Annotated in this window: 22 protein-coding genes; 15 read left to right on the top strand and 7 right to left on the bottom strand. The window is 60.4% G+C overall.

From position 1 onward, the window contains the following. Positions 1 to 35: 35 nt before the first annotated feature. Both selA and JMF94_RS11150 read left to right on the top strand, forming a co-directional pair. Positions 36 to 1472: an L-seryl-tRNA(Sec) selenium transferase gene (gene selA / locus JMF94_RS11145; RefSeq protein WP_240825158.1), complete on the top strand. Its 1437-nt coding sequence runs from the start codon at positions 36 to 38 to the stop codon at positions 1470 to 1472. A gap of 39 nt (positions 1473 to 1511) precedes the next feature. Next, positions 1512 to 2897, top strand: coding sequence for an aminopeptidase (locus JMF94_RS11150; RefSeq protein ID WP_240825159.1), 1386 nt, complete (start codon positions 1512 to 1514; stop codon positions 2895 to 2897). Between the two features lie 146 nt (positions 2898 to 3043). On the opposite strand, the gene JMF94_RS11155 is transcribed toward JMF94_RS11150, so the two are convergent. From JMF94_RS11155 to JMF94_RS11165, 3 genes are all read right to left on the bottom strand, one after another. Then, a complete protein-coding gene (locus tag JMF94_RS11155; protein ID WP_240825160.1) occupies positions 3044 to 3829 on the bottom strand; it encodes a DNA alkylation repair protein in 786 nt (261 codons plus the stop codon). 215 nt (positions 3830 to 4044) lie between these two features. Then, a complete protein-coding gene (locus tag JMF94_RS11160; RefSeq protein WP_240825162.1) occupies positions 4045 to 4404 on the bottom strand; it encodes a helix-turn-helix domain-containing protein in 360 nt (119 codons plus the stop codon). A 752-nt stretch (positions 4405 to 5156) separates the two neighbouring features. Continuing rightward, positions 5157 to 6260: an MltA domain-containing protein gene (locus tag JMF94_RS11165; protein ID WP_240825164.1), complete on the bottom strand. Its 1104-nt coding sequence runs from the start codon at positions 6258 to 6260 to the stop codon at positions 5157 to 5159. Between the two features lie 99 nt (positions 6261 to 6359). On the opposite strand from JMF94_RS11165, the gene JMF94_RS11170 reads away from it, so the two are divergent. Further along, positions 6360 to 6746: a thioesterase family protein gene (locus JMF94_RS11170; protein ID WP_240825204.1), complete on the top strand. Its 387-nt coding sequence runs from the start codon at positions 6360 to 6362 to the stop codon at positions 6744 to 6746. A gap of 114 nt (positions 6747 to 6860) precedes the next feature. Here the strand turns inward: JMF94_RS11170 and JMF94_RS11175 are convergent, their stop codons facing one another. Further along, complete coding sequence (locus JMF94_RS11175) at positions 6861 to 7592, bottom strand: hypothetical protein (RefSeq protein ID WP_240825166.1); 732 nt, start codon at positions 7590 to 7592, stop codon at positions 6861 to 6863. A 223-nt stretch (positions 7593 to 7815) separates the two neighbouring features. Here JMF94_RS11175 and JMF94_RS11180 point away from each other — a divergent pair, with 223 nt between their 5' ends. From JMF94_RS11180 to JMF94_RS11235, 12 genes are all read left to right on the top strand, one after another. After that, positions 7816 to 9879 (top strand): elongation factor G, encoded by a 2064-nt coding sequence (locus JMF94_RS11180; protein ID WP_240825168.1) that lies wholly within the window; start codon positions 7816 to 7818, stop codon positions 9877 to 9879. Positions 9880 to 9990: 111 nt separating this feature from the next. Further along, the gene (locus tag JMF94_RS11185; protein ID WP_240825170.1) at positions 9991 to 10827 is read left to right on the top strand and encodes a 4'-phosphopantetheinyl transferase superfamily protein; all 837 of its coding nucleotides are present in this window, start codon (positions 9991 to 9993) and stop codon (positions 10825 to 10827) included. Positions 10828 to 10882: 55 nt separating this feature from the next. Next, positions 10883 to 12190, top strand: a complete 1308-nt coding sequence (gene trmD / locus JMF94_RS11190) for a tRNA (guanosine(37)-N1)-methyltransferase TrmD (RefSeq protein ID WP_240825172.1) — start codon at positions 10883 to 10885, stop codon at positions 12188 to 12190. 78 nt (positions 12191 to 12268) lie between these two features. Then, complete coding sequence (gene rplS / locus JMF94_RS11195) at positions 12269 to 12616, top strand: 50S ribosomal protein L19 (protein WP_022658201.1); 348 nt, start codon at positions 12269 to 12271, stop codon at positions 12614 to 12616. A gap of 287 nt (positions 12617 to 12903) precedes the next feature. Beyond that, on the top strand, positions 12904 to 13677 hold the full coding sequence (locus JMF94_RS11200; RefSeq protein ID WP_240825173.1) for a ribonuclease HII: 774 nt from the start codon (positions 12904 to 12906) through the stop codon (positions 13675 to 13677). A 62-nt stretch (positions 13678 to 13739) separates the two neighbouring features. Beyond that, the gene (locus tag JMF94_RS11205; protein ID WP_240825205.1) at positions 13740 to 14129 is read left to right on the top strand and encodes a YraN family protein; all 390 of its coding nucleotides are present in this window, start codon (positions 13740 to 13742) and stop codon (positions 14127 to 14129) included. Beyond that, the gene (gene rsmI / locus JMF94_RS11210) at positions 14071 to 14922 is read left to right on the top strand and encodes a 16S rRNA (cytidine(1402)-2'-O)-methyltransferase (RefSeq protein ID WP_240825174.1); all 852 of its coding nucleotides are present in this window, start codon (positions 14071 to 14073) and stop codon (positions 14920 to 14922) included. Before JMF94_RS11205 ends, rsmI begins: the two co-directional genes overlap by 59 nt. 176 nt (positions 14923 to 15098) lie before the next feature. After that, a complete protein-coding gene (locus JMF94_RS11215) occupies positions 15099 to 15848 on the top strand; it encodes a PTS system mannose/fructose/sorbose family transporter subunit IID (protein WP_240825175.1) in 750 nt (249 codons plus the stop codon). Between the two features lie 72 nt (positions 15849 to 15920). Further along, entirely contained in the window at positions 15921 to 16211 is a 291-nt protein-coding gene (locus JMF94_RS11220; RefSeq protein WP_027180722.1) for an HPr family phosphocarrier protein, read from the top strand. A 1-nt stretch (position 16212) separates the two neighbouring features. Next, on the top strand, positions 16213 to 17985 hold the full coding sequence (ptsP, locus tag JMF94_RS11225; RefSeq protein WP_240825176.1) for a phosphoenolpyruvate--protein phosphotransferase: 1773 nt from the start codon (positions 16213 to 16215) through the stop codon (positions 17983 to 17985). Continuing rightward, positions 17982 to 18437: an SsrA-binding protein SmpB gene (gene smpB, locus JMF94_RS11230; protein WP_192113878.1), complete on the top strand. Its 456-nt coding sequence runs from the start codon at positions 17982 to 17984 to the stop codon at positions 18435 to 18437. Before ptsP ends, smpB begins: the two co-directional genes overlap by 4 nt. Positions 18438 to 18539: 102 nt before the next feature. Continuing rightward, entirely contained in the window at positions 18540 to 21197 is a 2658-nt protein-coding gene (locus JMF94_RS11235; RefSeq protein WP_240825177.1) for a ComEC/Rec2 family competence protein, read from the top strand. 76 nt (positions 21198 to 21273) lie between these two features. Here JMF94_RS11235 and JMF94_RS11240 read toward each other — a convergent pair whose 3' ends face one another. The 3 genes from JMF94_RS11240 to JMF94_RS11250 are packed head-to-tail and all read right to left on the bottom strand — an operon-like array spanning position 21274 to position 24191. Further along, complete coding sequence (locus JMF94_RS11240; RefSeq protein WP_240825178.1) at positions 21274 to 22140, bottom strand: glycine betaine ABC transporter substrate-binding protein; 867 nt, start codon at positions 22138 to 22140, stop codon at positions 21274 to 21276. A gap of 13 nt (positions 22141 to 22153) precedes the next feature. Further along, the gene (locus JMF94_RS11245; RefSeq protein WP_240825179.1) at positions 22154 to 22993 is read right to left on the bottom strand and encodes a proline/glycine betaine ABC transporter permease; all 840 of its coding nucleotides are present in this window, start codon (positions 22991 to 22993) and stop codon (positions 22154 to 22156) included. Then, a complete protein-coding gene (locus JMF94_RS11250) occupies positions 22983 to 24191 on the bottom strand; it encodes a glycine betaine/L-proline ABC transporter ATP-binding protein (RefSeq protein ID WP_240825180.1) in 1209 nt (402 codons plus the stop codon). Before JMF94_RS11250 ends, JMF94_RS11245 begins: the two co-directional genes overlap by 11 nt. Positions 24192 to 24491 lie beyond the last annotated feature (300 nt).

A 24491-nucleotide genomic window follows, 5' to 3' on the forward strand; every position in this document is an offset into this window, starting at 1 on the left:
CATTTTTTGCGGTTAACGCAGTATAAAGGACGCCCATGCAAAATCTTTTTCGCGCCATTCCCGCCGTAGACGCCAGCATTGCCGCGCTGCACCGCGCGGATGCCGCACTGGGCGACAGCCAGCAAACGCCGCACGCGCTGCTGCGCGATCTTGTGGTCGCCTATTGGGATATTCGGCGGGATGACATCCGCGCCGGGCGCTGCACCACCCCCGAAGACCTGCACCTTGAACGCCAGCTGCCAGGCCTGCTGGCCTTTGTGCAGCGAGGGCTGCGGCCCCGTTTCCAATCGGCGCTCAACGCCACGGGCGTTGTGGTGCATACCAACATGGGGCGCTCCGTACTGGCCGAAGAAGCCCGAGAAGCCGTGCTGCGGGCAGCTACCGGCTACTGCAATCTGGAACTGAATCTCGCCACAGGTGGCCGGGGCAGCCGTCACGCACTGGTGGAAGAACTCATTTGCCGCGTCACCGGGGCCGAGGCGGCCCTTGTGGTCAATAACAATGCCGCCGCCGTGCTGCTGGTGCTCGACACCTTCTGCAAGGGCGGCGAGGTTATTGTTTCACGCGGCGAGCTGGTGGAAATAGGCGGCAGCTTCCGCATTCCAGAAGTAATGGAAAAAAGCGGGGCCACCCTGCGCGAGGTGGGGGCCACCAACCGCACACACCTTCGCGATTACCGCGCCGCCATCAACGAAAACACGCGCGCGCTCATGCGCGTGCACACGTCCAACTACCGGATTGTGGGCTTTCATGCCGCCGTGGCCCTGCCCGAACTGGCAGAACTGGCTCGCGAGCACAACCTGCCGCTCATTGAAGACCTCGGCAGCGGCAGTCTTATGGATTTTTCTTCCTGCGGCCTTCCCAACGAACCCACCGTGCCGGAAGTACTCTCGCAGGGCGCGGATATCGCGACTTTTTCGGGTGACAAGGTGCTTGGCGGCCCTCAGGCTGGCATCATCACCGGGCGCAAGAGCATGGTGGAAAAACTCAAAAGCAATCCGCTCACGCGGGCGCTGCGCTGCGACAAGCTGTGCCTCTCCGCTCTTGAGGCCACCCTGCGCCTGTACCTTGACCCGGAAAAAGCCCGCAAAAGCGTACCGACCCTGCGCATGATAACCTGCCCCCCCGATGAACTTGCCAAGGCAGCCCGCAATCTGGCAAACCGCCTGCGCAAGGGGCTTAATGCAGACAGCACCCTGTGCGAGGTAGGCTTGCGCGAGGATGTGTCGCGCGTGGGCGGCGGCGCGTTTCCGCAATACGACCTGCCCACGACCCTTGTACGGCTCAGGCCTACGGCATGCAGCCCCACGGCCCTCAAGGCTGCCCTGCTTGAGACGGTTCCCCCGCTCATTGGGCGGCTGGAAGGCGATGCCTTCTGCCTTGACCCGCGCACACTTGATGTCAAAGAATACCCCGAGGTACTACGCGTTCTGCGTCAGGCGCTGAACGCTGCAAACCCTCAACAGGCATAATACGCGCAACCCATTGCGTGAGATAAAAGGAACAGCATCATGGAAAAGAATCTTGCCTACAAGCCCAAAAGCATCTGGGACAACGCCGACGCCAAAACCCGCAAGGAAATGGAAGCTCTGGCCCAGCGCTATATCGACTTTATCACCCACTGCAAGACAGAGCGCGAAACAGTGGAATACGTGCGCCAGCGCCTTGCCGAGCATGGTTACGCGGAAGATTTCAGCGGCGACCGCGTTATGCGTTCCCTGCGCGGCAAGGCCATTTTTGCGGCCCGCAAGGGTGCACTGCCCCTGAGCCAGGGGCTTTCGCTGCTGGCGGCCCACGCCGACACCCCCCGCCTTGATTTCAAGCAGCGCCCGCTCATCGAACAGCCCGGCGTTGCTCAGGCAAAAACCCACTACTACGGCGGTATCCGCAAATATCAGTGGCTGGCGCGGCCCCTGGCCCTGCACGGCGTTATCGTGCGTGAAAATGGCGAAACCCTGACCGTGACCATCGGCGAAAAACCCGGCGAGCCAGTGTTCTGCATTGCCGACCTTTTGCCCCATCTGGCCCAGAAGCAGGTTACGCAGCCGGTCAGCGAAGCCTTTGAGGCCGAAAAACTCAATATCATTCTGGCCCACAGCACGCCCAAGGCTGGCAAATCCGGCAAGGACGATGCGCCCAAAGACCCCATCAAAACCCAGCTGCTCGAACTGCTGCACAAAAAATACGGCATCTGCGAAGAAGACCTCATCACTGCCGAGCTTCAGGCTGTGCCCGCTGGCCCGGCCCGCTTTGTGGGCTTTGACAAGGCAATGATCGGCGGCTACGGGCAGGACGACCGCATCTGCGTGTTTACCGCGCTGGAGGCTCTGCTTGAGGCCGAAGCCACAGGCCGCAGCATGGCTGTTATTTTCTGGGACAAAGAGGAAATCGGCTCGGACGGCGCATCTGGCGCAGCCTCGCGCTTTATGCAGTATTGCGTGGAAGACCTCACCCGCGCGTGGGAAAAGGACGTCCCGCCCTCGCATGTGCTGCTTGAGACCCGCGCCCTTTCTGCCGACGTTTCCGCAGCGCTGGATCCCGATTATCAGGATGTGCACGAAAAACAGAACGCCGCCCTGCTGGGCTACGGCCCGGTATTTTCCAAGTTTACCGGCTCGCGCGGCAAGTACGGGGCCAGCGAGGCCGACGCCGAATTTTTCGGCGCGCTGCGCGGGCTTTTCAACGGCAAGGGCATCGCATGGCAGACTGCGGAACTTGGCAAGGTCGACCTTGGCGGCGGTGGCACCGTGGCGCTGTTCCTTGCGGCCTACGGCATGCAGGTTATTGACCTTGGCCCTGCCATCCTGTCCATGCACAGCCCCTTTGAACTGGCAAGCAGCGCAGACCTCTTCGCCACCAAGCAGGCCTTCCGCGCATTTCTGGAAGCCCAGTTATAGCACGCAAGCCCGCGCAGCGGACAACTACGCAACAGGTGATTTGCGTTCTGTCTGCAAAGCTGCATAGATAACAGACTGCCCTTGCGGGCTGGTGAAAATCAGCCAGCCCGCAAGGGCAGTTTCTGTATGGCGTTTACGGATACGCTCTATTTTTTATGCAGGCTGCGAAGCGCTCTTTTGCAGATGCGCGCGGTCGCCTTACCCGGATTTTGCGCGAGCCACGCATCGCAGAGCTCGCTCACCCACTGTGGTTGTGATTTGGCGGCATCGTTAAGCCAGTTGCCCACGCTGTCCTGCACATAGGTGGAGGGGTCAGCCTGCAAGGGGTCAAGAACAGGCAAGCCCAGCGCCGGATTCTCCTTGAGGATATTCAGGTGGGCACACCACACGCCGCGCGGGCGGGTGCTTTCGCTGGCAAAACGGCGCACCCTTTCCGATGGGTCGGCGGTCCAGCCTGCGAGGTGGCTTAGGGCGCGTTCCGGCTGCTTTGCCAGATGAGGTCGCACAGCCATCCATGCCCATTCACGCACGCCAAAATGTGCATCATCCGCAAAGGGACGCACGGCTTCCAGCAGATCTTCCAGCGGCTCCGCCGGAGAATGCAGGGTATGCTCGTGCGCCAGAGCATAACATATCCAACCCCGAACAGTATCCGACCTGTGCACGGCAAACCTTGCCAATCCCTGCGCGCCCACGGCCCGGTGCACCAGCTCGCCAGCCAGCAGCATGCGCTTTGAAATCCCAAGGGATGCGGCAGCGCGCATTTCGCCCAGCAATGAGACATCAACCTGCGGCAAGGCAACAGCCATCAGGGCGGCAAAATCCACCGCCAGCCCCTCTGCCAGATTTTTAGAAGCGTCCTGCCCGCTGTTGAGCTGGACCAGACGCGTGGAAGAAATGGTCATGGCACTCCCGGCGACACCAATGCTCACGGTATGCAAAGACCTGCGTCAAACTGGCGCAGGTCTTTGCAAATCAAAACTATCCCCACAAAAGTCAAATGCACGATACAGCTCTGTTGCCCCAAACACATGCGGACAAAAAAACAACTGGCCTTGACCCGACATGCACAGGGCTGCTTCAATTTGGGGCAGGCCCTGCCCCACTCATCGAACAATTCCCCTGCGGGAGCCTCAGCCTCACCGCCCTACGCGCTACGCCCCATACCCTCAGCCCGTGTAACCAGCTTGCCGATGTCCGAAACAATATGTTGCAGCGGACACTTGTCGGGCGTTCTAGCATAAATGCTGCACACGGCTCCCCTGTCTTCATCGTAGGGAAGCAAAAACTTCGGGCCAACGCCTTTCTGAACCCATTCAGGGTTGATGCCCTTTTTCTTCAGCAGGCTGAGCAGCCACTTGGAAGGGATAGCCAGCCGCTTTTTGGAATCAGAAATGCAAGATTGGGAAACATCAAAAAACTGCGCAAGTTCCTGTTGGGTTCTGCATTGGGTGACATTCTTGATGCGGTCCATAATGGCCATGTACTCAAATACCTTTCCACTCATTGGAAGAGCCTCCTCTGTACGCTAGGCGTGCAAAATGCCCGGAATTATCAACGTCTTGAAACGAAGGAACCGGGTGCGGCGAGCGGATGCTCTGATGCGCGTTTATTGTGTTGGCCTGGATATGGCAAACCCATAAAAACGGACGCGAGGATGCTTTTCTGAAAGGGAGCGGTCTGGACAGTGAAACAGGCCAACTGATGCTGCACAAAGGATAGTGCAACAGCCGGGAGAACTGACATAGACTCCGTGCAGCCATCACAGTTGCCTAAAAAGCCGTGACAATACGCCAACGCTTCGTAGCCCTGCAGGTCGCAACCGGGTTTTGGTGAGGCAGAAATAAATTTTCAGCCCCAAGGGGAGAGTAGGGGGAACCCACAAGCTGTTCCCGTACACGTTGAGCCAAACCAGCGGAAGGAAATTATCGCAACTCTGGAGAGACTGCCGATGTACGCTTAAAAAATACTCACAACATGAGATAAGTCAAGGAGTTTAATTATCAGATATGCGTGTTTTTGGCCGCGTAGGGGGCTGAAGTGTCCGCCAATCAGACAAGGCTGCGTGTAAAATTAATAAGATATGAAAGAAAAATATCTGATAGCAGAAACAATAAAAAAATACACGGTTTCAAAAATAACCGTGAAGACCAGAAAGGCCGAAGCAGCTTTCAACCGCTTCGGCCCCATATGCTTCTGAATTTTCAACCAAGACCGTCAGCATTGCTGCCGACGGCAAAAACGGCCTATTGCCCAACCCTAGCGCACCAGCAGTACCCAGGCAGGCCCCTTGGCGTCCAGATGGCTTGCCACGTAGTTGGCGCGCTGGTCGCCACCGCAGAAAATATCTATGCGGTTACGCTTGATGGCTCCACCCACGTCCTGGGCAAGACCGATGCCGCGCAGGGGCATCTTGCCCTTGGTTTCATCCGGGATATTGACGCCGTAGGCCACTATGGAGCCGAGCGGAATAAAGCCGCGATCCGTTGCGAGCGTCAGCCAGTCGTCCACCTGGTAGCCCATGGCTCCCGTGGGGCCGCGCATGCCGTATTTAAAGAAGACATAGCTCGGGTTATCATTGAGAATTTCGCGTACGCGGCCCGGATTATTTTTGAACCACTCGCGCTGTTCAAAAATATCGCCGCGCCTGAGCAGGCCTTTTTCGCGCATGATGCGGCCGGAGCTTTTGTATTTGTGCCCGTTCTGGCCCGCGTAGTTGACATAGGCCTGAGTGCCGTCGTCAAAGATCAGGCGGCCAGACCCCTGAATTTCAAGAAAAAACACGTCAACAGGGTCTGCGGCCCAGGCCAGTTCCAGCCCCTTGCCCGCCAGCACCTGCTTTTCTTCGATGGTGCGGCGGTCATAGTACTGTCCACGCTTGGCAATGACCTTGTTCAGATCCGGGGGCAGGCCATAGATGGCCTGGGTGTACCCAGGCTTGCGGGTGCGGCTGGCAGGGACGGCAGGCTCGTAGTAACCGGAATAGTTGATGCCGCCCGTCACTTCCGCCCAGCGGAAGTTTGCCAGCAGCAGTTCCGGTTCCTTGTCCAGCCGGGGCAATAGTTCCTGCAAACGCTCAAGCGTGCGCGACAGGTCGCCCCACGTCACAGTCAGGCCGGGGCGCTGCACAGCGATGGCGTCCTTGGGCTTGCTGTTGACGTAACGCAACGACTTACGCACACTGGGGGCCATATCCTTCCAGCTTGTCAGATCCTGACTGGCAGGAATAAGATTGCTCACAAAAAATTCCGGGCTTTCAAACCCCACCGGTGGCAGGGTTCTTTCCACCACTGGCGGCGGAGCCTGCTTGGCGCAGGCAAACAAAGCCATTGTAGCCGCCAGCAGAAGCAACAGGCGCAACATGCCGCCTGCACGGTTTGCAAATCCGCTGCAAAAACGCCCGGAAAACGCGTAACAAGGAGCCGTTTCGTGCATGACCAATTTCCCACCCCTGATATTTGGATGCCGCACCGCGTGTCGTATGGCGAAACAGACACGATGGGCGTGCTTTATTATGCGGAATATCTGCATCTCTTCGAGCGGGCGCGCAGCGAATACATTCGCCGTTGCGGCATGAGCTATGCGGAAGTTGAAAAGAAAGGCCTTATCCTGCCTGTGCGCGAGGCCCAGTGCCGTTACCGCTCGTCCGCCCGCTATGATGATCTTGTACTTGTGCGCGCGGGCATTGCCGAATGGGCGCGTGCATCCCTGCGCTTTGTATATGAGATACGGAACGAGGACAAGACGAGACTTCTGGCCACGGGTATGACCCAGCACGCGCTGGTCAATCACGAAGGTCGCCCTGTTCCTGTGCCGGACTGGTTCCGTAATCTCACCTTTACGGTGTAACCGCCAGCCCTCTGCCTTGCCTGCGAAGATGCCGAGCCACGCTACCGCACGGATGGCGGTTCGACCTGCCGCCGCAATTACTTGCGGCGGCAGAAAAATATTTTTTCTAATACGTTAACGGTGTCTGCTCCCGGTGGGGCCGGGGTTGGCCCGCAGCTGCTTGCGCGCGGCACGGGCGTCTTCCAACCGTCGCAGCCTTTCGAGGCGGCCCTCTTCCTCATCGTGTCGCACCACGGGCAGGCGCTTCTGCCGCACGGGCCGCGCGCTGCTGAAACGCCGCGCAAGATGTGGTAACTCCGGGGGCACATCGGCTGCGGGGTCCCCAAGGGGGCAATACGGCGCACTGGTGATCTCCCCTCCGCCAAGGTACATGGCAAGCCTGGCGCTGAGCGCGCGCATGAGCGGCACAAGGTCCGTATACTCCTCGTTCAGGCCCAAACCGTTAAGGTGCCACCGCCCCTGCCCGTGGACAACCTTGCGCACCCCTTTAAGCTCCCGTTCGCGCATGCTCAGACTGATGCGCACCTCGCCCTCGGGCAAGTGCAACACAAGGGCCTCGCCCTGCGCTTCGCCCAGCCCTCTGGCTACAGACTCAAGCCACATGCCGGGCGGATTGCCAGCCAGCCGCAAAAGGTCTTCCAGCCCGGCGCGGGCTACGCGCAGGTGTTCGCTGGAAGCCATATTTTTTTGATCTTCCTGAATTTTTTCTTCCATCTGGCGAATGCGCTCAAGGCATTGGGCGCGCTCGTCCTCAAGCGTGGTCAAACCCCGCTTCATCAGCCGCACGCAAAAAACCACAGCCGCCAAAAAAACCGCACCAGCGCCGGCCCATTCCCATAGCGCCATGGTCGCTCCCTCCGCCTGCTCCAATATATATCCGAATAACTGTCACAGTGGCGGCCTCTGCTGTCAAGCGTTAAGCCTTACATTAAAAGTCGCGGCCTCTTTCCTTTTTTGCGACAAGCCTGTAACGTGGGAACCAATAGCAGATGGAAGACTTGTTCCTTTCCCTAGTTTCGTTCACCAGGCCGCCAAGGGCGCGCCATATCGCTTACGAAGGGAGAAAACCATGCCTACTCCACTGGAAATGCAACGCACGTTCGCCATCGTCGGAACCGGCGGTTGCGGCAAAACATCCCTGGCAGAGATGCTTCTCTACAAGGCCGGGGCGGTGAATCGCCTGGGGGCTGTAGAAGACGGCACCACATGCCTTGACTACGAACCAGAAGAAACCCGCCGACGCGGCTCCGTTCAACCCTCCTGCGCCACATATCTCTGGAATAAAAACCGCCATTTCCTTCTGGATATCCCTGGTGATGGCAACTTTACAGGCGACATGGAATGCCTGCTCAAAGGCGTGGACAGCGTTGTTTTTGTGCTGGACGCTGTGGACGGTGTGCGCCCCCTTGCCAAAAAGTTCTGGAATCTGGTCCGCGCAGCCGGATTGCCTTCCATTATTGTGGTCAACAAGGTTGACCGCGACCGCGCCGATTTTCAGATGGCCCTTGACGGACTGTCGGGCCTGAACGTCAAGCCCGTTGTGCTGCAATTGCCCATTCGCCAGGGCGAATCCTTTGTGGGTGTTGCCGATGTGCTGACGGGCAAGGCCCGTATGTTTGGCGAAAACGGCGCCGCAGCAGAGGCTGAAATCCCCGCTGCCCTGGCTGACGATGTCAGCCTGCTGCGCGATGTGACCGTGGAAAATATCGCCGAGAGCGATGAGCAGCTCATGGAAAAATATCTGGAAGAAGGCATTCTTTCAGAAGATGACCTCAAAACCGGCCTGCGTGCGGGCGTGCTCAAGGGTGAGCTTACGCCGGTGCTGGCCTGCTCGGCCCTTGAAAACAAGGGCGGCGAATCCGTGCTGGCCGCCATTGAAGCCCTGCTGCCCTCGCCCCTTGATCGCCCGGCCTTTCCGGGCCGCGATGGCGCAGAACGCGCCGCTGACCCGAATGGGCCGGTGGCCTGCTTTGTTTTCAAAACCCTGGCCGATCCTTTTTCGGGGCAGCTTTCCCTTCTGCGGATTCTTTCCGGCACCATCAACGGTGACGCCACGCTGAAAAACTCCCGCACGGAAGAAAACGAACGCCTCGGCAACCTGCTGTACATTCAGGGCAAAACGCAGACCCCCTGCAAGGAGCCCATTGGCCCCGGCGCCATCGTGGCCGTTGCCAAGCTCAAAAACACCCGCACGGGCGACACCCTCTGTGATGAAAAGGCCCCCTTTGCCCTGCCCATGCCCGCCCTGCCCCCGCAGCTCATCACCTATGCCCTCGCCCCCAAGGAAAAAGGCGAGGAAGACAAGGTCTACGCAGCCATGCAGCGGCTGCTTGATGAAGACATCACCCTGCGTCTGGGGCGCGATGAAGAAACCGGCGACATCCTGCTTTCCGGCATGGGGCAGTTGCATATCGAGCTTTCGGTCGAAAAGGCCAAACGCCGCTTCAAGGTGGATATCATCCTCAAAACGCCCAAGGTTCCCTACCGCGAAACCGTGCGCGGCAAATGCCAGGTGCAGGGCCGTCACAAAAAACAGTCCGGCGGGCGTGGGCAGTTTGGCGACTGCTGGATCGAGATGGAAGGCCTGCCGCGCGGTTCCGGCTATGTGTTTGAAGACGCCATCGTGGGCGGCGTTATTCCCCGCCAGTATGTTCCCGCCATCGACAAGGGCGTTCAGGAAGCCGCAGCGCGCGGATTTCTGGCTGGATGTCAGGTGGTGGACTTCCGCGTCAAGGTCTACGATGGCAGCTACCACACGGTAGACTCGTCAGAAATGGCCTTCAAGGTGGCTGGCTCCATTGCTTTCAAAAAGGCCATGGAAGGCCTCAAGCCCGTGCTGCTTGAACCCATTGTGTTGCTTACCGTTTCCGTGCCCGATGAAAGCATGGGCGATGTCATCGGCGACCTTTCCTCCCGCCGGGGCAAGGTGCTGGGTTCTGATTCGCAGGGCGGCAGCACGGAAATCAAGGCCCATGTGCCCATGAGCGAAGTGCTGCGCTACGCGCCCGACCTGCGCTCCATGACCGGCGGGCAGGGATTTTTCACCATGGAATTTGCCCATTATGAAGAAGCTCCGCAACCCGTGGCGGAAAAGGTCATTGCCGAGCACCAGAAGCACAAGGCTGCCGAATAACCACGGAGGTGGGGCAGACCACCTCTTCCTCTTATAGATGACAAACCGGCTGTTTTCTGTAAAACAGCCGGTTTGCGCGTCTTTGCCGCAAGCAACAGAATACGGAAGATCATGGAACGCACGCTCACAATACTCTGCACCCCCCTGCCCGCTGGCTCCAGTAAAGAGCTGGAAGGCTGGCGCTGTGCCCTTGAAGCGATGCTGGAACCATGGCTGGACGACAGGCAGCTTGCCCATGTGCGCCGCTTTGGCCGCTCGCCCAATGGGCAGACCGAGGCGGGGGAGGCACTGCAGGACCTACTGCGGGCGGCTCTGTCGCGCCTGCTCGCGCGCGCCCAACTGGTGACGCATACCGCACAGCAGGCCAAGGCAGCAGATTCATCCCCCGCAGGGCCGCTGTCGCAACTGGGCATGGATACTCAGGGGCGCCCCCTGTTCCCCGGTTGGCATGCGGCCTTCAGCCACAGCGGTGAGGCGGCCTTTTGCGCCCTTTGCCCTGCGCCAGCAGATACCGCCGTTGCCCCTCATGTCATACCCACTCACGCGCTGGATGCGGAGTCGTTGCTTTCACCGCCGCCAGCCCCCAATGCCTTTGCTCCGGCAGAACTGGCCCGGCGCGAGGCCAGCCTTTCGCCGCAGAGCATCAACCGCGAGGCCTTGCGCCGCTGGACAATCAAGGAGGCCCTGCTCAAGGCATCCGGTCTGGGGCTGGGCATGGATCCCGCCAGGGTTCCCACAGGAAGCTTCGGGCAAAGGGCCGGGATTTGGCACGGGCCACTGGGCATATTTTACTGGCGCAGTCTGCCCCATCCCGGGCACTGGCTTTGCCTGGCACAACAGATGAGCGCCAAAACAGACTCCCTGCCAGAATTTTTTCGTCCACTGGTGCTCCGCCAGAGCCCGACTACCCTGCTGCGCGCCCTTTCAGCCTTATCCCCACCCGCCTGAGCGCCCGAGCAGACATTTTCTTGCAAGGCGAACGTTTTTACGGCACTCTCCGCCCATGCCGCGTTTTCACCTTGTCACGCTTTTTCCCGAATTTTTCGAATCGCCCCTGTCCACCGCCCTCATGGGCCGTGCGCGGGAGGCTGGCATTGTGGAATGCAGCCTTCATGATCCCCGGCAGTTCAGCACCGACAAACACCGCCACGTGGACGACCGCCCCTACGGCGGCGGCCCCGGTATGGTCATGCAGGGCGAGCCGCTGGCCCGCGCCCTGCGCTCCATTAAACGGCCCGGTCGCATGCTGTTCATGGCCCCCGGCGGAAGACCGCTGACGCAGGACATGGTGCGCGACCTTGCGCGCGAGGAAGACCTGACCATTGTTTGCGGCAGGTATGAGGGCATTGACGCGCGGCTGTTGCAGCTTTTTCCGCTTGAACCAGTGAGCGTGGGCGATATAGTGCTCAACGGCGGCGAAAGCGCGGCTCTTTCCGTACTGGAAGCCGTGGCCCGCCTGATGCCCGGCTTTATGGGCAAGGAAGAATCCGGCGACGACGAAAGTTTTTCTCACGGATTGCTGGAATATCCGCACTACACGCGGCCAGAATCACTGGAAGGCCTGTCGGTTCCCGAGGTGCTGCAAAGCGGCGACCATGCCCGCATCGCCCAATGGCGCAGGCAGGAATCCGTGCGCGCCACATTGCGCATGCGCCCGGAAATGCTGAATGAAGCGCCGCTCTATCGCGAAGATGTGCAGACGCTGGCTGAAACCCCGCGTGACAGGCCCGGACGCAACCTTTCGTTCTGCCTTGTTCACTACCCGGTTTCCCTTGGGCCAAAAAAAATCGGCGCTTCCTCTTTGACAAATCTGGACATACACGATATAGCCCGAATTTCCCGCAGCTATGCGATGGGTTCCTTTTATCCGGTGACCCCTCTTCGCGACCAGTTGCGGGTGCTGGAAGAAATTTTGCGTCACTGGACGCGGGGGCCGGGCGGTACAGGAAACGCCGACCGCGCTCAGGCCCTCGGCCTGGTGCAACCCGCGACTTCGCTTGAAGAAGCGGTGGCGCATATGACCGCGCAGCATGGAACGCGACCCAGACTGGTGGCTAGTTCTGCCGTCTGGCCTGCCAAGGGCAAGGCATCCCAACCGGGGCGCATGCCCATGACTCCGCGTGACGTGCGGCGCTGGTGCGACCAGGGGCCGGTTATGCTCTGCCTGGGCACGGCGCAAGGGCTTGCGCCGGAGGTCCTCGAACAGTGCGAAGGCACTCTGAGGCCGGTGCGTTTTTTGGGCTACAACCATCTTTCGGTGCGCAGCGCGGCCGCCATTCTGGCCGACAGGATATTAGGCGACTACTACTGACGCAACACGGCGGCCTGAGCGCATCGGCGCCGCTTTGCAACGACGCAACAATCCGCCCGGATTTGCAAGGAGTTCACGATGGACATCATCAGGAAAATTGAACTGGAAAACCAGCGCATGGATCTTCCCGCGTTTCGCTCCGGCGACACGGTGAAAGTGCACCTGCGCATTGTGGAAGGCGAAAAAGAACGTATCCAGGTCTTCCAGGGTAACGTTATCCGCATCAAGCGCGGCACCACCAGCGCCACCTTTACGGTGCGCAAGGTCTCCGACGGCGTGGGCGTGGAACGTATTTTCCCGCTCAACTCGCCCTTCATCGACCGCGTTGAGCTGATCACGCAGGGCCGCGTGCGCCGCAGCCGCCTGTACTACCTGCGTGCCCTCAAGGGCAAAGCCGCGCGCATCAAGCCGCGTGGTCGCTTCTGATCCATTTTTAGGCATCAGAATCGCAGCGAGCGTTTTTACGGCGCGCCAGGGCATGCAGGCAACTGCAAAATCCCTGGCGCGCTGTTCGCGCGTCTTTAGAACAGTTAGCGCTTGAAATACTCGCTTACGGCGGGCAAGTCTGCCTGCTCGCATTTCGTGGCAAGGATTTTCAAAAAAATTCTTGCGGAGCAGTCAACTCATTTCATGCGTAAACGGCTCTAGACTGACACGCTGACCATCACGCATTGACCATGGGGTCGCGGCCCTTGCTGCGCAGCGGAGAGATCATGGGCAGAAAAGCATTGAGCCGTACGGCAAAGCCGCGCAACCAGCAGACACAGGCGAGCCTTGTCCAGCTGGTGAGTACCTTGAGCGCCCCGCTGCCCCTGGATGATTCTCCCCTCTTGCAGGCAAACAGCCAGGCCGTCCCGCAATTTTTTACCGCTGGCATAGATGAAGCCGGTCGCGGTTGTCTGGCCGGGCCTGTAGTAGCTGCTGCGGTCATATTGCCGGAATGCTACGACCTGCCGGGCCTCAACGATTCCAAGGCATGCAGCGCCAAAACCCGCGAAATGCTCGCCCCGCGCATACGCCAGTGCGCGGTGGCATGGGGTCTGGGTGTGGTGTGGCCCGCCCGCATTGACGCCATCAATATTTTACAGGCAACTTTTGAAGCCATGAGCAGGGCCGTGCGCTGCCTGCGCTGCGCCCCGGCGCATTTGCTCATTGACGGCAACAAAACTGTTCCCGGCGAGGTTTTTGCCTTCCACTGGCGCAAGGGGCATACAGCCCCCCTGCCCTCGCAGCGCAGTATTATTGGCGGCGACGCCAGCGAACCTGCCATTTCCGCCGCGTCCATCCTTGCCAAAACATACAGGGACAAGCTCATGACCCGGCTGGAAAAACGCTGGCCCGGCTATGGCTTTGAAGCGCACAAGGGCTATGGCACAGAGGATCATTACGAAGCCCTGCGCCGCCTTGGGCCCTGCCCGCAGCACCGCCTGACCTTTCGGGGCGTTTTGCCCGAAAAGCCAAGCCCCCAGCAGGGCAGCCTGTTGTGACGCCGCGCTGGCTGCAAACGCTTTTTGGCGGCAAGGATGAAACAGCCGCCGCCCCGGCCCATCTGAACCTTGGGCGCAAAGGCGAGGAAGCCGCCCGCAAGCTGCTGCAACGCAGCGGCATGGAACTGCTGGCCTGCAACTGGCGCAGCGGCAGGCTTGAACTCGATATTGTCTGCCGCGATGGCGACACCGTTGTTTTTGTCGAAGTAAAAACCCGCAGCGGTTCAACCTACGGCGGCCCCGCCGCCGCACTGACCCCTGCCAAGCAGCGTACCCTGTGCCGGGCGGCCAGGGCGTGGCTTGCGGCCCACGATGCATGGAGCAGCCCCTGCCGGTTTGATGTGGTCTGCGTTGTGCGCGAGGGCGATACCCTGCACCTGGAGCACTGCCGCCATGCCTTTGAATGCGAACCGTCTGTGGATAGTGGCAACGCCACTTGGCAACCCTGGTGATCTTTCGCCTCGTGCGCGCGAGGTGCTGGCAAGCGCCGATCTTGTGCTGGCCGAGGATACCCGTCGCACTGCCCGCCTGTTGCGCGACTGCGGCATTGAAGCCCGCCGCCTGCTGAGTTTTTACGATCACAACGAGGCCGAACGGCAGGAAGGCGTATTGCGCATGCTGCGCGAAGGCCAGACTGTTGCCCTTGTTTCCGATGCCGGAACGCCGCTCTTGGCAGACCCCGGCTACCGTCTGGTGCGGGCCTGCCGCAAGGAAGGTCTTGCCGTATCCCCGCTGCCGGGGCCTTCGGCTCCTGTGACGGCCCTTTCCGCCGCTGGCATTCCCCCGCTGCCGCATAGTTTTCTGGGATTTCTGCCGCGCGATGCCGCAGGACGCGACGCCCTTTTTGCCGCCTTTGCCCATGTGCCGGGCGCGCTCATTTTTTTTGAGCGCAAGGATCGTCTCAAGGAAAGCCTCGCTCAGGCCGCGCGCATTCTTGGCCCCCGCGAGGTGGCCGTGTGCCGGGAATTGACCAAGGAACACGAGGAATTTATAATAGGTCGACTGGAAGACAGCGACCTGCTGCCCGATGAACTGCTGGGCGAAATCACCGTGGTTGTCGGCCCGCCGGAACAGGCGGAGCGAACCCCAAGGGAAGATGTGCTGCTGCTGGCCCAAGAGGAACTTGCCCAGGGCGGCAAGCCCCGTCAGGTTGCCCGCAGGGTGCAGGACGCCGTGCGCGGCTGGTCGGGCAAGGAAATATACGCCTTGCTGACAGGCACGGAACAGGCGGAGCCGGAAGCTTAGGGACTGTTCTGTGGCTCTTTGCTCTCTGCAAGACGGGCTTTGCATCAGGCCAGCAGTTGCGCACGCTGCGGAATCAGCTTGCCGTAGCAGATCGTGACCGAGTGTTCATAAGGCGGCGCTTTCCTTTTGGACGCGCCCTCGCCGCAACTGCCAAACCGGCATGCCACGGGGTTGCCATGTATCCCACACGCGTTGTACTTGCCTGCCTGGCACGCACAGGCTGCATCAATGCAGCCATGACCGCCCGGGGGATGCAGCAGATAGGCCTGGCCTACGTGCTGGAGCCTGCCCTGCGCGAGCTGTATCCCGAGCCGCAGGCGTTTGCCCGCGCCATGAGCCGTTATGCGGGGCACAGCAACACCCACCCCTTCATGATTCCCCTTTTTGTGGGCATCCTGCTCTCGCTTGAGCAGGCCATTGCCAAGGGGACGCTCCCGGAAGGCGCGCTGAATTCCGTGCGCGAAACACTGGCCACAACCCTTTCCGCCCTGGGCGACTCATTTTTCAGCGGCACATTGCTGCCCCTGTGGTCGCTGCTCAGCATCAGCCTGCTCTTGGCTGGCTTTACCAACGTGGCCATGCTGCTGGCGGTGATCCTGTTTGGTTCCCTGCTGTTGTTCAGATCCATCTGTTTTGTTTCCGGCCTGCGATACGGGCTGACCACGCTCGCCCGCCTGCGCAAGCTCAACCTCATCAACTGGGTGGACAGGCTCAAGATGGTCAATGCGGCTCTGGCCGCGCTGGTTATCTGGCACCTGCCCATCAGCACCATGAAGCCCTTTCCCTGGACAGCCTACGCCATGGGCGCAGCAGCGGTGCTTGCCGCCGCATGGCTCGTGGGACGGATGCGCCTGCCAAGGCTGCTGCTGTGGGTTGTGACAACAGGAGCCCTTATTCTCGTGGACTTGGGCTTCATAGGCATGTAGAATATACGTGTTTTTCGGTAGTGGACACGCTTTGTCCCCCTTTGGCCGATAAAACGCTCATAAGGTAGGATGATGGAAGAAGCCATTGAACAAACGCCGCGAGGGCTGGCGCTACGGGTATGTATCGGCCTGCGCAACGGCCTGCACGCCCGGCCGGCGGCCCGGCTGGCGCAAGAGGCACAGCGCTATGCCTCGGATATACTGCTTGTCAGCGACACCGGCGAGGTAGACGCCAAAAGCATGCTCGACATACTTTCTCTTGCGCCTCCCGCCAATGCGGAACTGACCCTGGTGGCTCAGGGTGACGATGCCCGCGAGGCCCTTTGCGGCCTGGCCCAATTTTTAACAAATCTACAGGACTGACATGGCCCGCGCGGTACTTTTCGGCACACCTGTTTCGCCTGGCATAGCCATAGGCAGGGTGCGCTTCATGCACAAGGCACGGCAGGATGACGAACGCCGCATCTCTGCCGCCGACGTGGCTGCGGAGCAGGAGACCCTGCGCGTCGCCGCTGAAAGCGTGCGCGCCTCGTTGGCCGCCACTATGGAAAATGTGCCCGAAGACCTGTCGGAATATCGCGACGTCATTGCCGCCCAGATGGAAATGGCCCGCGACCCCAAGCTGCTTAAAGCTGCGCTGGCCCGCATAGAAAGCAACCTTGTGTGCGCCTCGTGGGCGCTCAAACTCACGGTGGATGAACTGTGCGCGCTGTTCAGAAGCATGGACGACGCCTACCTGCGCGACCGAGCTCAGGATATCCGCGCCGTGGGCCTGCGCCTGCGCGAGCATCTGGCGGCGGATCCGGCCCACAAGGGCGAAGATGAAACCCCCGGCGTGCTTGTGGCCGAAGACCTCTCCCCCGCCGATGTCATGGAACTCAACCTCGACCGTGTGCTGGGGATTCTGACCGCAGAAGGCGGCCCCACCTCCCACACGGCCATTTTGTCGCGCGGGCTGCACATTCCCTGCCTTGCGGGCGTTACCGGGCTTATGGACATTGCCCGCGAAAACGAGACCCTGGTTGTGGACGGCCTCGGCGGCAGCGTGCTGCTGAGCCCCGATGAGGCTGACGAGGCCCGCTTTGCGGCCCGGCGCGAGGAATATACTGCGTGGGAAGACCTCACGCTCAAATCTGCCCGCTGGCCTGCCGAAATGTGCGATGGCGTGCGCGTGGAAGTGCAGGCCAATCTTGAAGGCACCAATGAGCTGTCTGCTCTTGCCCAGTGCGGAGCCGACGGCGTGGGCCTTTACCGCACCGAATTTGCCTATTTTACCGACCGCCTGCCGTCGGAAGAAGACCTGCTGGCAGAATACGCGGCGGTGGCCCAGCGGGCCGCGCCGGACCGTGTGGTTTTTCGCACGCTTGACGTAGGTGCAGACAAGATGCTCCACGCCCAGGCAGTGCTCAAGGAGCCTAACCCGGCGCTGGGGTTGCGCGGCATACGCTTTTGCCTGCGTCATCAGGGCATTTTTCGCACACAGTTACGGGCGCTCATGCGCGCCGGGGCCATGGGCAACGTAGCCATCATGCTGCCCATGATTTCCTGCCTGGATGAAGTGCAGCAGGTGCGCCGCATCATGCAGGAGCTGCACCAGGAGCTTGCGGCGCAAAACCTGCCCCACGCCCCCCTGCTGCCCCTTGGCGTCATGGTTGAAACCCCGGCTGCGGCCCTTATTTGCGACGCCCTGGCGCGGGAATGCGACTTTTTCAGCATCGGCACCAATGACCTTATCCACTACATAATGGGCATTGACCGCAACAACCGCCATGTGGCCTACCTCAACGAGCCGCTGCATCCGGCTATCGTGCGCTCGCTCAAGCACATCATTGACGCCGCCCACCGCGAGGGCATAGGTGTTTCCGTCTGCGGCGAGCTTGCTTCTGACCCCTTTGGCCTTGCCCTGCTGCTGGGCATGGGCGTGGACACTGTGTCCGCCGCCCCCCGATTTGTACCGGGCATGAAGCACCTTATACGCCAGTTCAACGCCCAGACCTGCATGGATCTGGCCAACAGCGTGCTGCTCAGCACGGATGTGGCCGCCTCCAAACGCATGGTGCGCGAAGCGTTGCAACAGTCACTGGGACAGGAACTGGCCTTTCACACCACAAGCCTTTTCACATACAGTCACCCATGAGCCAGAAAACACCCCCATCCACTGTGGCCCTGAATAAAAAGGCCCGCCACCTCTATGAACTTTCCGAGTTCACCGAGGCGGGCATTGTACTGACCGGCCCGGAAGTCAAAAGCATCCGCGCGGGCAAGGTCAACTTTATTGACAGCTATGTAGACTTTCGCCAGGGAGAAGCCTGGCTTGTTTCGCTGCACATCGCGCCCTACGCCAACGCGGGCTATGTGTCGCAGGAGCCGGACCGCGCGCGCAAACTGCTGCTGCACGAGCGGGAAATTTCCAAATTCGCAGGGCTGGTGGCCCAGCAGGGCCTGACGGTTGTGCCCGTGCGCCTCTACTTCAAGCGGGGTAAGATCAAGGTAGAAATTGCTCTCGGCAAGGGCAAAAAACTGCACGACCACCGCGAAACACTCAAACGCAGGGCAGAAGAACGGGATATGGCCCGGGAGCTGTCCTAGCCTCCTGCTGTTCAAAAGGGCGCTCTTGCTGCAAGGGCGCTCTTTTTTTACGCGCACTGCTCCGCCGCAACCGCGCGGTACATCTCTTCTACAAGGTTCGTCATGCGGCACCCTCCATTGCAAGCCCCCCTGCTCTGGCAGACGTATCTGGGCTTCTGGATAGCGGGCATTACCGCAGCACCCTGGCCCCTGCCCTCGCTTTGCTGTGCCTTGCTGCTGTTTTTTGCGGATGCCCGCCTGTGGCGCGCCGCACGCACGGCTCTTGCCGCCTTGTGCCTGCTGGCGGGATTTCTGACCGGATACTGGCAACTCTATGGCTGCCCGTGGCCAGCGCTGCTCGCAACAGAAGAGCAGACAAGGCAAACGGGCCAGCCGCCGCGAGTGTGCGGCATTGTACGCGATATGCAGGGCCTCCCCGACAACCGCCTGCGCCTGCTGCTGAGCGATGTGCGCCCGACGTATGCAGACAGCAAGGATGGCCTGACCTCTGCCTCTAATGCTGCCGCAATACCGCCAGACGCCGCAAATTCAACTGTTCGCCCCCTGCCCGGCAAACTGGCCTGGACATGGGAAGCCCCCACAGCCGCCATTGCCCTTTCTCCTCCGCTCCCCGGCCAGACAGTCTGCCTGACGCGGCGGCCCATGCCCGCACAGGGCTTTGCCAATGAAGGTCAGACTGACTGGGGCCTGTGGCTGGCTGCTCAAGGCGTGCGCTGGCGCATGTGGACTCTGGGCAATCAGGGGGAGCCGCGCATTTCCGGCCAGCCGACCCTTTCCGCCCGCTGGCGCGAATCATTGCGGCAGGATTTTGTGGGCGCGCTGTTTCCGGCTCAGGAGGCTGCACAAACCCATGCGGGAGGGGCAGACGAAACCATAGCTGCTGGCGCTTCCGCTCCGCCATCCCACAACCAGCTCGCGCAAGGCAAGCTCACGCAGGGCAAGGCCATTTTGCTGGCCCTGCTCTTTGGCGACAGGCAATACCTGAACCAGCAGACATTGAACAATTTTGCCTCGGCCACGCTGGTGCACAGTCTCGCCCTTTCCGGCCAGCACCTCACCGTGGCGGGCCTTGTGGGCCTGCTCTGCGTGCTTGCCGCCGCGCGGGTTCGCCCCGGCATCTATCTGTGCCGCCCCCGCGCCGTATGGGCGCTGCTGGCAACACTGCCGCCAGCATTGGCCTATCTGTGGCTGGGCGATGCCCCGGCGTCATTGCTGCGGGCCGCCGTCATGCTGCTGCTTCTTGCCGTCTATTTTTTGCGCGGGCGGCCCCACACAACGCTTGATGTACTCTGCGCCGCCCTGCTCTGCATCAGCGTGGCTTCCCCGCTGAGCATGCTGGATACAGGCCTGCAACTTTCCGTGCTGTGCGTGGCGGTCATCGGCGTGAGCCTGCCCTGGCTGCGGGTACTGGCTCCGGAGCCGGATCCGGCTGCACTGAAACGGCGGAACGGAGGTTTTGGCGGGCATGTGAATCAGAGGCTCAGACGGGGAGCATGGGCATTAACGCGGATATTTCTGGTTTCCCTGGGCATCCAGATTGCCCTGCTGCCTCTGAACATGCTGCTGTTCAACAATATGGGGCACTGGTTCTGGCTCAATGTACTCTGGCTTCCCGTGGCCGACATGCTGGTGTTGCCCGCCTCGGTGCTCGGCCTGCTCCTGTCCGCTCTGGGCCTTGACCTTGCGGCGCGGGCAGTGCTGGACATGGCGGCTCTGCCCTGCCAATGGCTTACAGACTGCCTTGCGTGGCTGGCTGGCGCGAACCTGTTGCAGCCTCCGGCCCTGCTGCGCCCGCACTGGACAGCCCTGCCAGCTTTTGCGGCCTTGCTTGGGGCGCTGGCGCTGAAGGCGGGACGCGCAGACCTGCCCCGCGCGGCGCAACGTCTGCTGCTGGCCGGGGCGCTGCTGTTATGCGTTGGCCCGGCCCTGCGCACCGCAGAGCGCCTGTCAGACCATGTTCGCCTTGATGTGTTGGATGTGGGCCAGAGTCAGGCCCTGCTGCTGCGTCTACCGGGGCATGTGCGTCTGCTGCTGGACGGCGGGGGCAGCGCCTCGCCGCGTTTTGATCCGGGGCAGGCGCTGGTGGCCCCGGCCCTGACCTACAATGACGCGCCGCATCTGGCCGCTGTGCTCAACACCCACCCCGACCTTGACCACATGGGCGGCTTGCTGCACATACTGCGCGTTTTTCGTGTGGATCACCTGCTGGATAACGGGCGCGAAGGCAAGGGCAGCTGGGGCGAACAGTGGCGCGCGGCGCGCACGGTCCACCACAGCCGCGCCCTTGTGCGTGGGGATGTTCTGACGCTGGGTAAACCGTCTCTGGGTCTGCGCCTGGAAGTTCTGCACCCGCCAATAGGCGAATGGGATGCATGGCAAGGCAATGATGCCTCGGTGGTGGCCCGGCTGACCCAGCATGGCCGTGGTCTGGCCCTGTTTCTGGGCGATGCGGAACGCCCGGTGCTGCGCCGCCTGCTGGATAACGGAGATGACCTGCGGGCCGAGGTCGTTGTTGCGCCGCACCACGGCTCCGCCACAGGGTTTCTGCCGGAATTTTATGCAGCTGCGCAGCCCGACCTTGTGGTCGCCTCGTGCGGATTTGAAAACCGCTACGGCTACCCTTCGCAACCGCTGCGCGAGTGGTGCGCTGCCGCGAACGCCCCGCTCTATTACACAGGGCGTGACGGCGCTGTGCGGATTATCTGGCCCGCGCGCGGCGGCAGCCTTGGCCCGCCAGCCGTTCATTCCGCGCGGCCCTGAACGCATACACCCCGGCGGCCTTTGCGGGCAACCGGGGTGCATCAGAAGAAACGATAACGCCTCTTGCAGGTCTTACCTATTTTTTAAGCCAGGCTTCTACCATCTGGGGATTTTCCTTCATGAAGCGGCGGGCGTTTTCCAGAGGATCTGCGCCCTTTTCCTGATTCCAGTTCATGAGCCTCTGGAGCTGGCTTGGATCTTCGTACCGGAAGTTGGTCAAAAAGGCCCAGGCATCAGGATGATCCTTTTTCAGCCCTTTGCGGCCAACCTTGAAGATGCCTTCTTCCTTGCCCAGGCTGCCCAGCGGATCATCCAGATAATGCATCTGCCAGCGGCCAAACATCCAGTGGGGCGACCATGCCGTCACCACAATCCACTCCTGCTTGCGGATGGCCTCGGCCAGACTGGAGGTCATGATGGTTCCACTGCCCTCCACAAGCTGCAACTGCTTTATATCATAATCTTTCAGAGCTTTTTCCGTAAGCTGCATCAGACCGGAACCCGGATCAATGCCCACAATGCGCCCCTTGAACTTGTCCGCATTGGCGTCCAGTTCATCAATGGACTTGAGCGGCACATAGTCCGGCACGGCCAACCCCAGACGCGCGCCGCCCACAAGCTTGCCCAGCATTTCCACCTGATTTTTCACCTTGCCGTACATGGCGGCGTGGGTATCGGGCAGCCATGCCGTCACCATGGCGTCGGCATCGCCGGTAGCAATACTCGTCCATAATATTGGCTGTGTAACGGGCAGCAATTCCACCTTGTAACCGAGCTTGTCTTCCAGCACGGCCTTGGCAAGATTGCTGGAGGCAGTGGCGCAATCCCACTCGACATAGACAATTTTAAGGGTTTTGTTCTGCTTGCTGCCAGCAGCGGCCTGAGCAGGCCACGCCCACAAAACCATGATGGCAAGCACCATTATAAAAAGTCTGCGTGTCATTGCGTCCTCCCGTCTAGTTTTGTCCGGCGCATTTTTGCGCCAACGCACGAAAGAGGCGATCAAGTGTGATTGCCACGATAACAATTCCAAGCCCGGCTTCAAAGCCATTTCCTATCTGCAATCTCTGAATTGCTTTCCAGACTTCGCCGCCAAGGCCCCGCGCGCCAATCATGGCGGCAATGACCGCCATGGAAAGTGCCAGCATGATCGTTTGGTTTACGCCTGCCACAATGGTGGGCATGGCGAGGGGAAGTTCAAGCTTGCGCAAACGCTGCACACGCGTGAGACCAAAGGCTTCGGCGCATTCCACAAGGTCTGCGGGAATCTGCCTGATGCCCAGGCAGGTAAGGCGAATGGCTGGCGGCACGGAAAAGACCACTGTTGCCACCACTGCGCTTACCTTGCCGATGCCGAAAAAGGGAATGGCGGGAATAAGATACACAAATGCGGGCATGGTCTGCATAACATCCAGCACGGGCATGATGATCTGCCTGCCCCAGCCCGACACCGCCGCCAGAATGCCGCAGGGAACCCCCAGCAACACGGAAAGCAAGGTTGCGGAAAGCACCAGGGCCAGCGTGCTCATGGTCGGTTCCCACAAGCCAAGATTCCACAACAGGGCAAAGCCCAGCATGGAAAAGGCGGGCAGTTTCAGACTGCGCGTGGCCCACCAGCACACAAGACCCAGCAGGATGATGAACAGCCAGGGCTGAGGCAGCATGAGCAGGTTTTCAAACCCGTCCAGCAGCTTACCCATTACAGCAGAACCGGCGCGAGTAAAATCCGAGCAGGTTTCCACCAGAAAGTCTACGGAGGCGTCAATGCTCTCGGCCAGGGGGATTCTAGGCAGCATTTTGACCTCCTGCTTCCATGCCCTCCACCATTGCCGCCAGCAGCAGGCCGCGTACGATGACGCCCTGAAGCTTCTGCCGATCGTCAACAACTGCCAGCGGATAAGGAAGCTCAGCCATGATGGGCATCACTTCTGCAATGGGGGTCGAGGGCGCGACGGTTGTTATGTCGCGCTGGGTGATGGCGGCAATATCCGCCTTGCCTTCGGCCACCATGCGCTCGGCATCGGCGGCATACAGAATGCCCGCAAAACGCCGCTGCGCATCAAGAACAAACAGGGAGCTTATGGAATGCGCGGCCATCTTGCGCAAAACGGAATGCGGCCCGTCATGGCCCAGCACGGCCCAGTCTTCCGACCTTTTCATGATGCCGCCCGCCGTGAGCACATGGGTGACGTCGGCGGAGGCCACAAAGCGGGCCACGTGATTGTTAACGGGCGATTGCAGTATCTGCTCCGGCGTGCCGGTCTGCACCACCGCGCCGTCCTGCAGCAGCACAATGCGGTCGCCAAGTCGGAAGGCCTCGTTCAGATCATGGGTGATAAAGATGATGGTTTTGTGGATATCCTGCTGGAGCGTCAGGAGTTCCTCCTGCATTTCCTGCCGGATAAGCGGATCAAGCGCGCTGAAGGCTTCGTCCATGAGCAGCACTTCCGGCTCCATTGCCAGAGCGCGGGCAAGGCCCACCCGCTGCTTCATGCCACCGGAAAGCTGCCGGGGATAGGCATTGGCCCATTGAGAAAGGCCCACGCGCTCAAGCATCTCGCCGCTTTTTTTCAGGCGCAGGGGCTCGCCCACCCCCATGGCCTCAAGGCCAAAGGCCGCATTTTGCAGCACAGTGCGGTGTGGGAAAAGGGCAAAATTCTGAAAAACCATCCCAAAGCAGCGCTGCCGCACACGACGCAGCTCGCGCGGCTTCATCTGCATGATGTCCTGATCATCCACCAGCACGGAACCAGCCGTGGGCATGATGAGCCCGTTGAGGCAGCGCAGCAGTGTGGACTTGCCGCTGCCGGAAAGCCCCATGACCACGAGCAGCTCACGCTCAGCTATATCGAGGGAAACATCACGCAGCGCCACGGTGGAGCGTGTCTGCCGCAAAATATCTTCGCGGGAACGCCCCTTGGATGCCAGCTGAAGGGCATGCTCCGGGTTTGGCCCAAAGACCTTGAACAGATTCTTGACGGAAATCTTCGCCATATACTCTCCTTCTGCCGCAGCAGAAAATCGCTGCGGGTGTAGCCCCTGGGGAGGGACGAGTATATGGAAGCACGGCCCCAATATGGCCGTCAAAACGAACGGGCTGGAGTCATCAGCGCAGACAGCACCAGCTCTTGAACGCCTCCTCGGTTATTACCGAACTTCCATAATGTTAAGACAAAATCGTTAAACAACCACAACAGGAAAAATCACAACTCTACACAGAGCATGACATGCCATATACCAATAATATATGTAATTTTTGTACCAGTATCGACACTTTACTATAAACTAAAATTT

The organism is Desulfovibrio sp. UIB00 (genome assembly GCF_022508225.1).
Taxonomy (GTDB): domain Bacteria; phylum Desulfobacterota; class Desulfovibrionia; order Desulfovibrionales; family Desulfovibrionaceae; genus Desulfovibrio.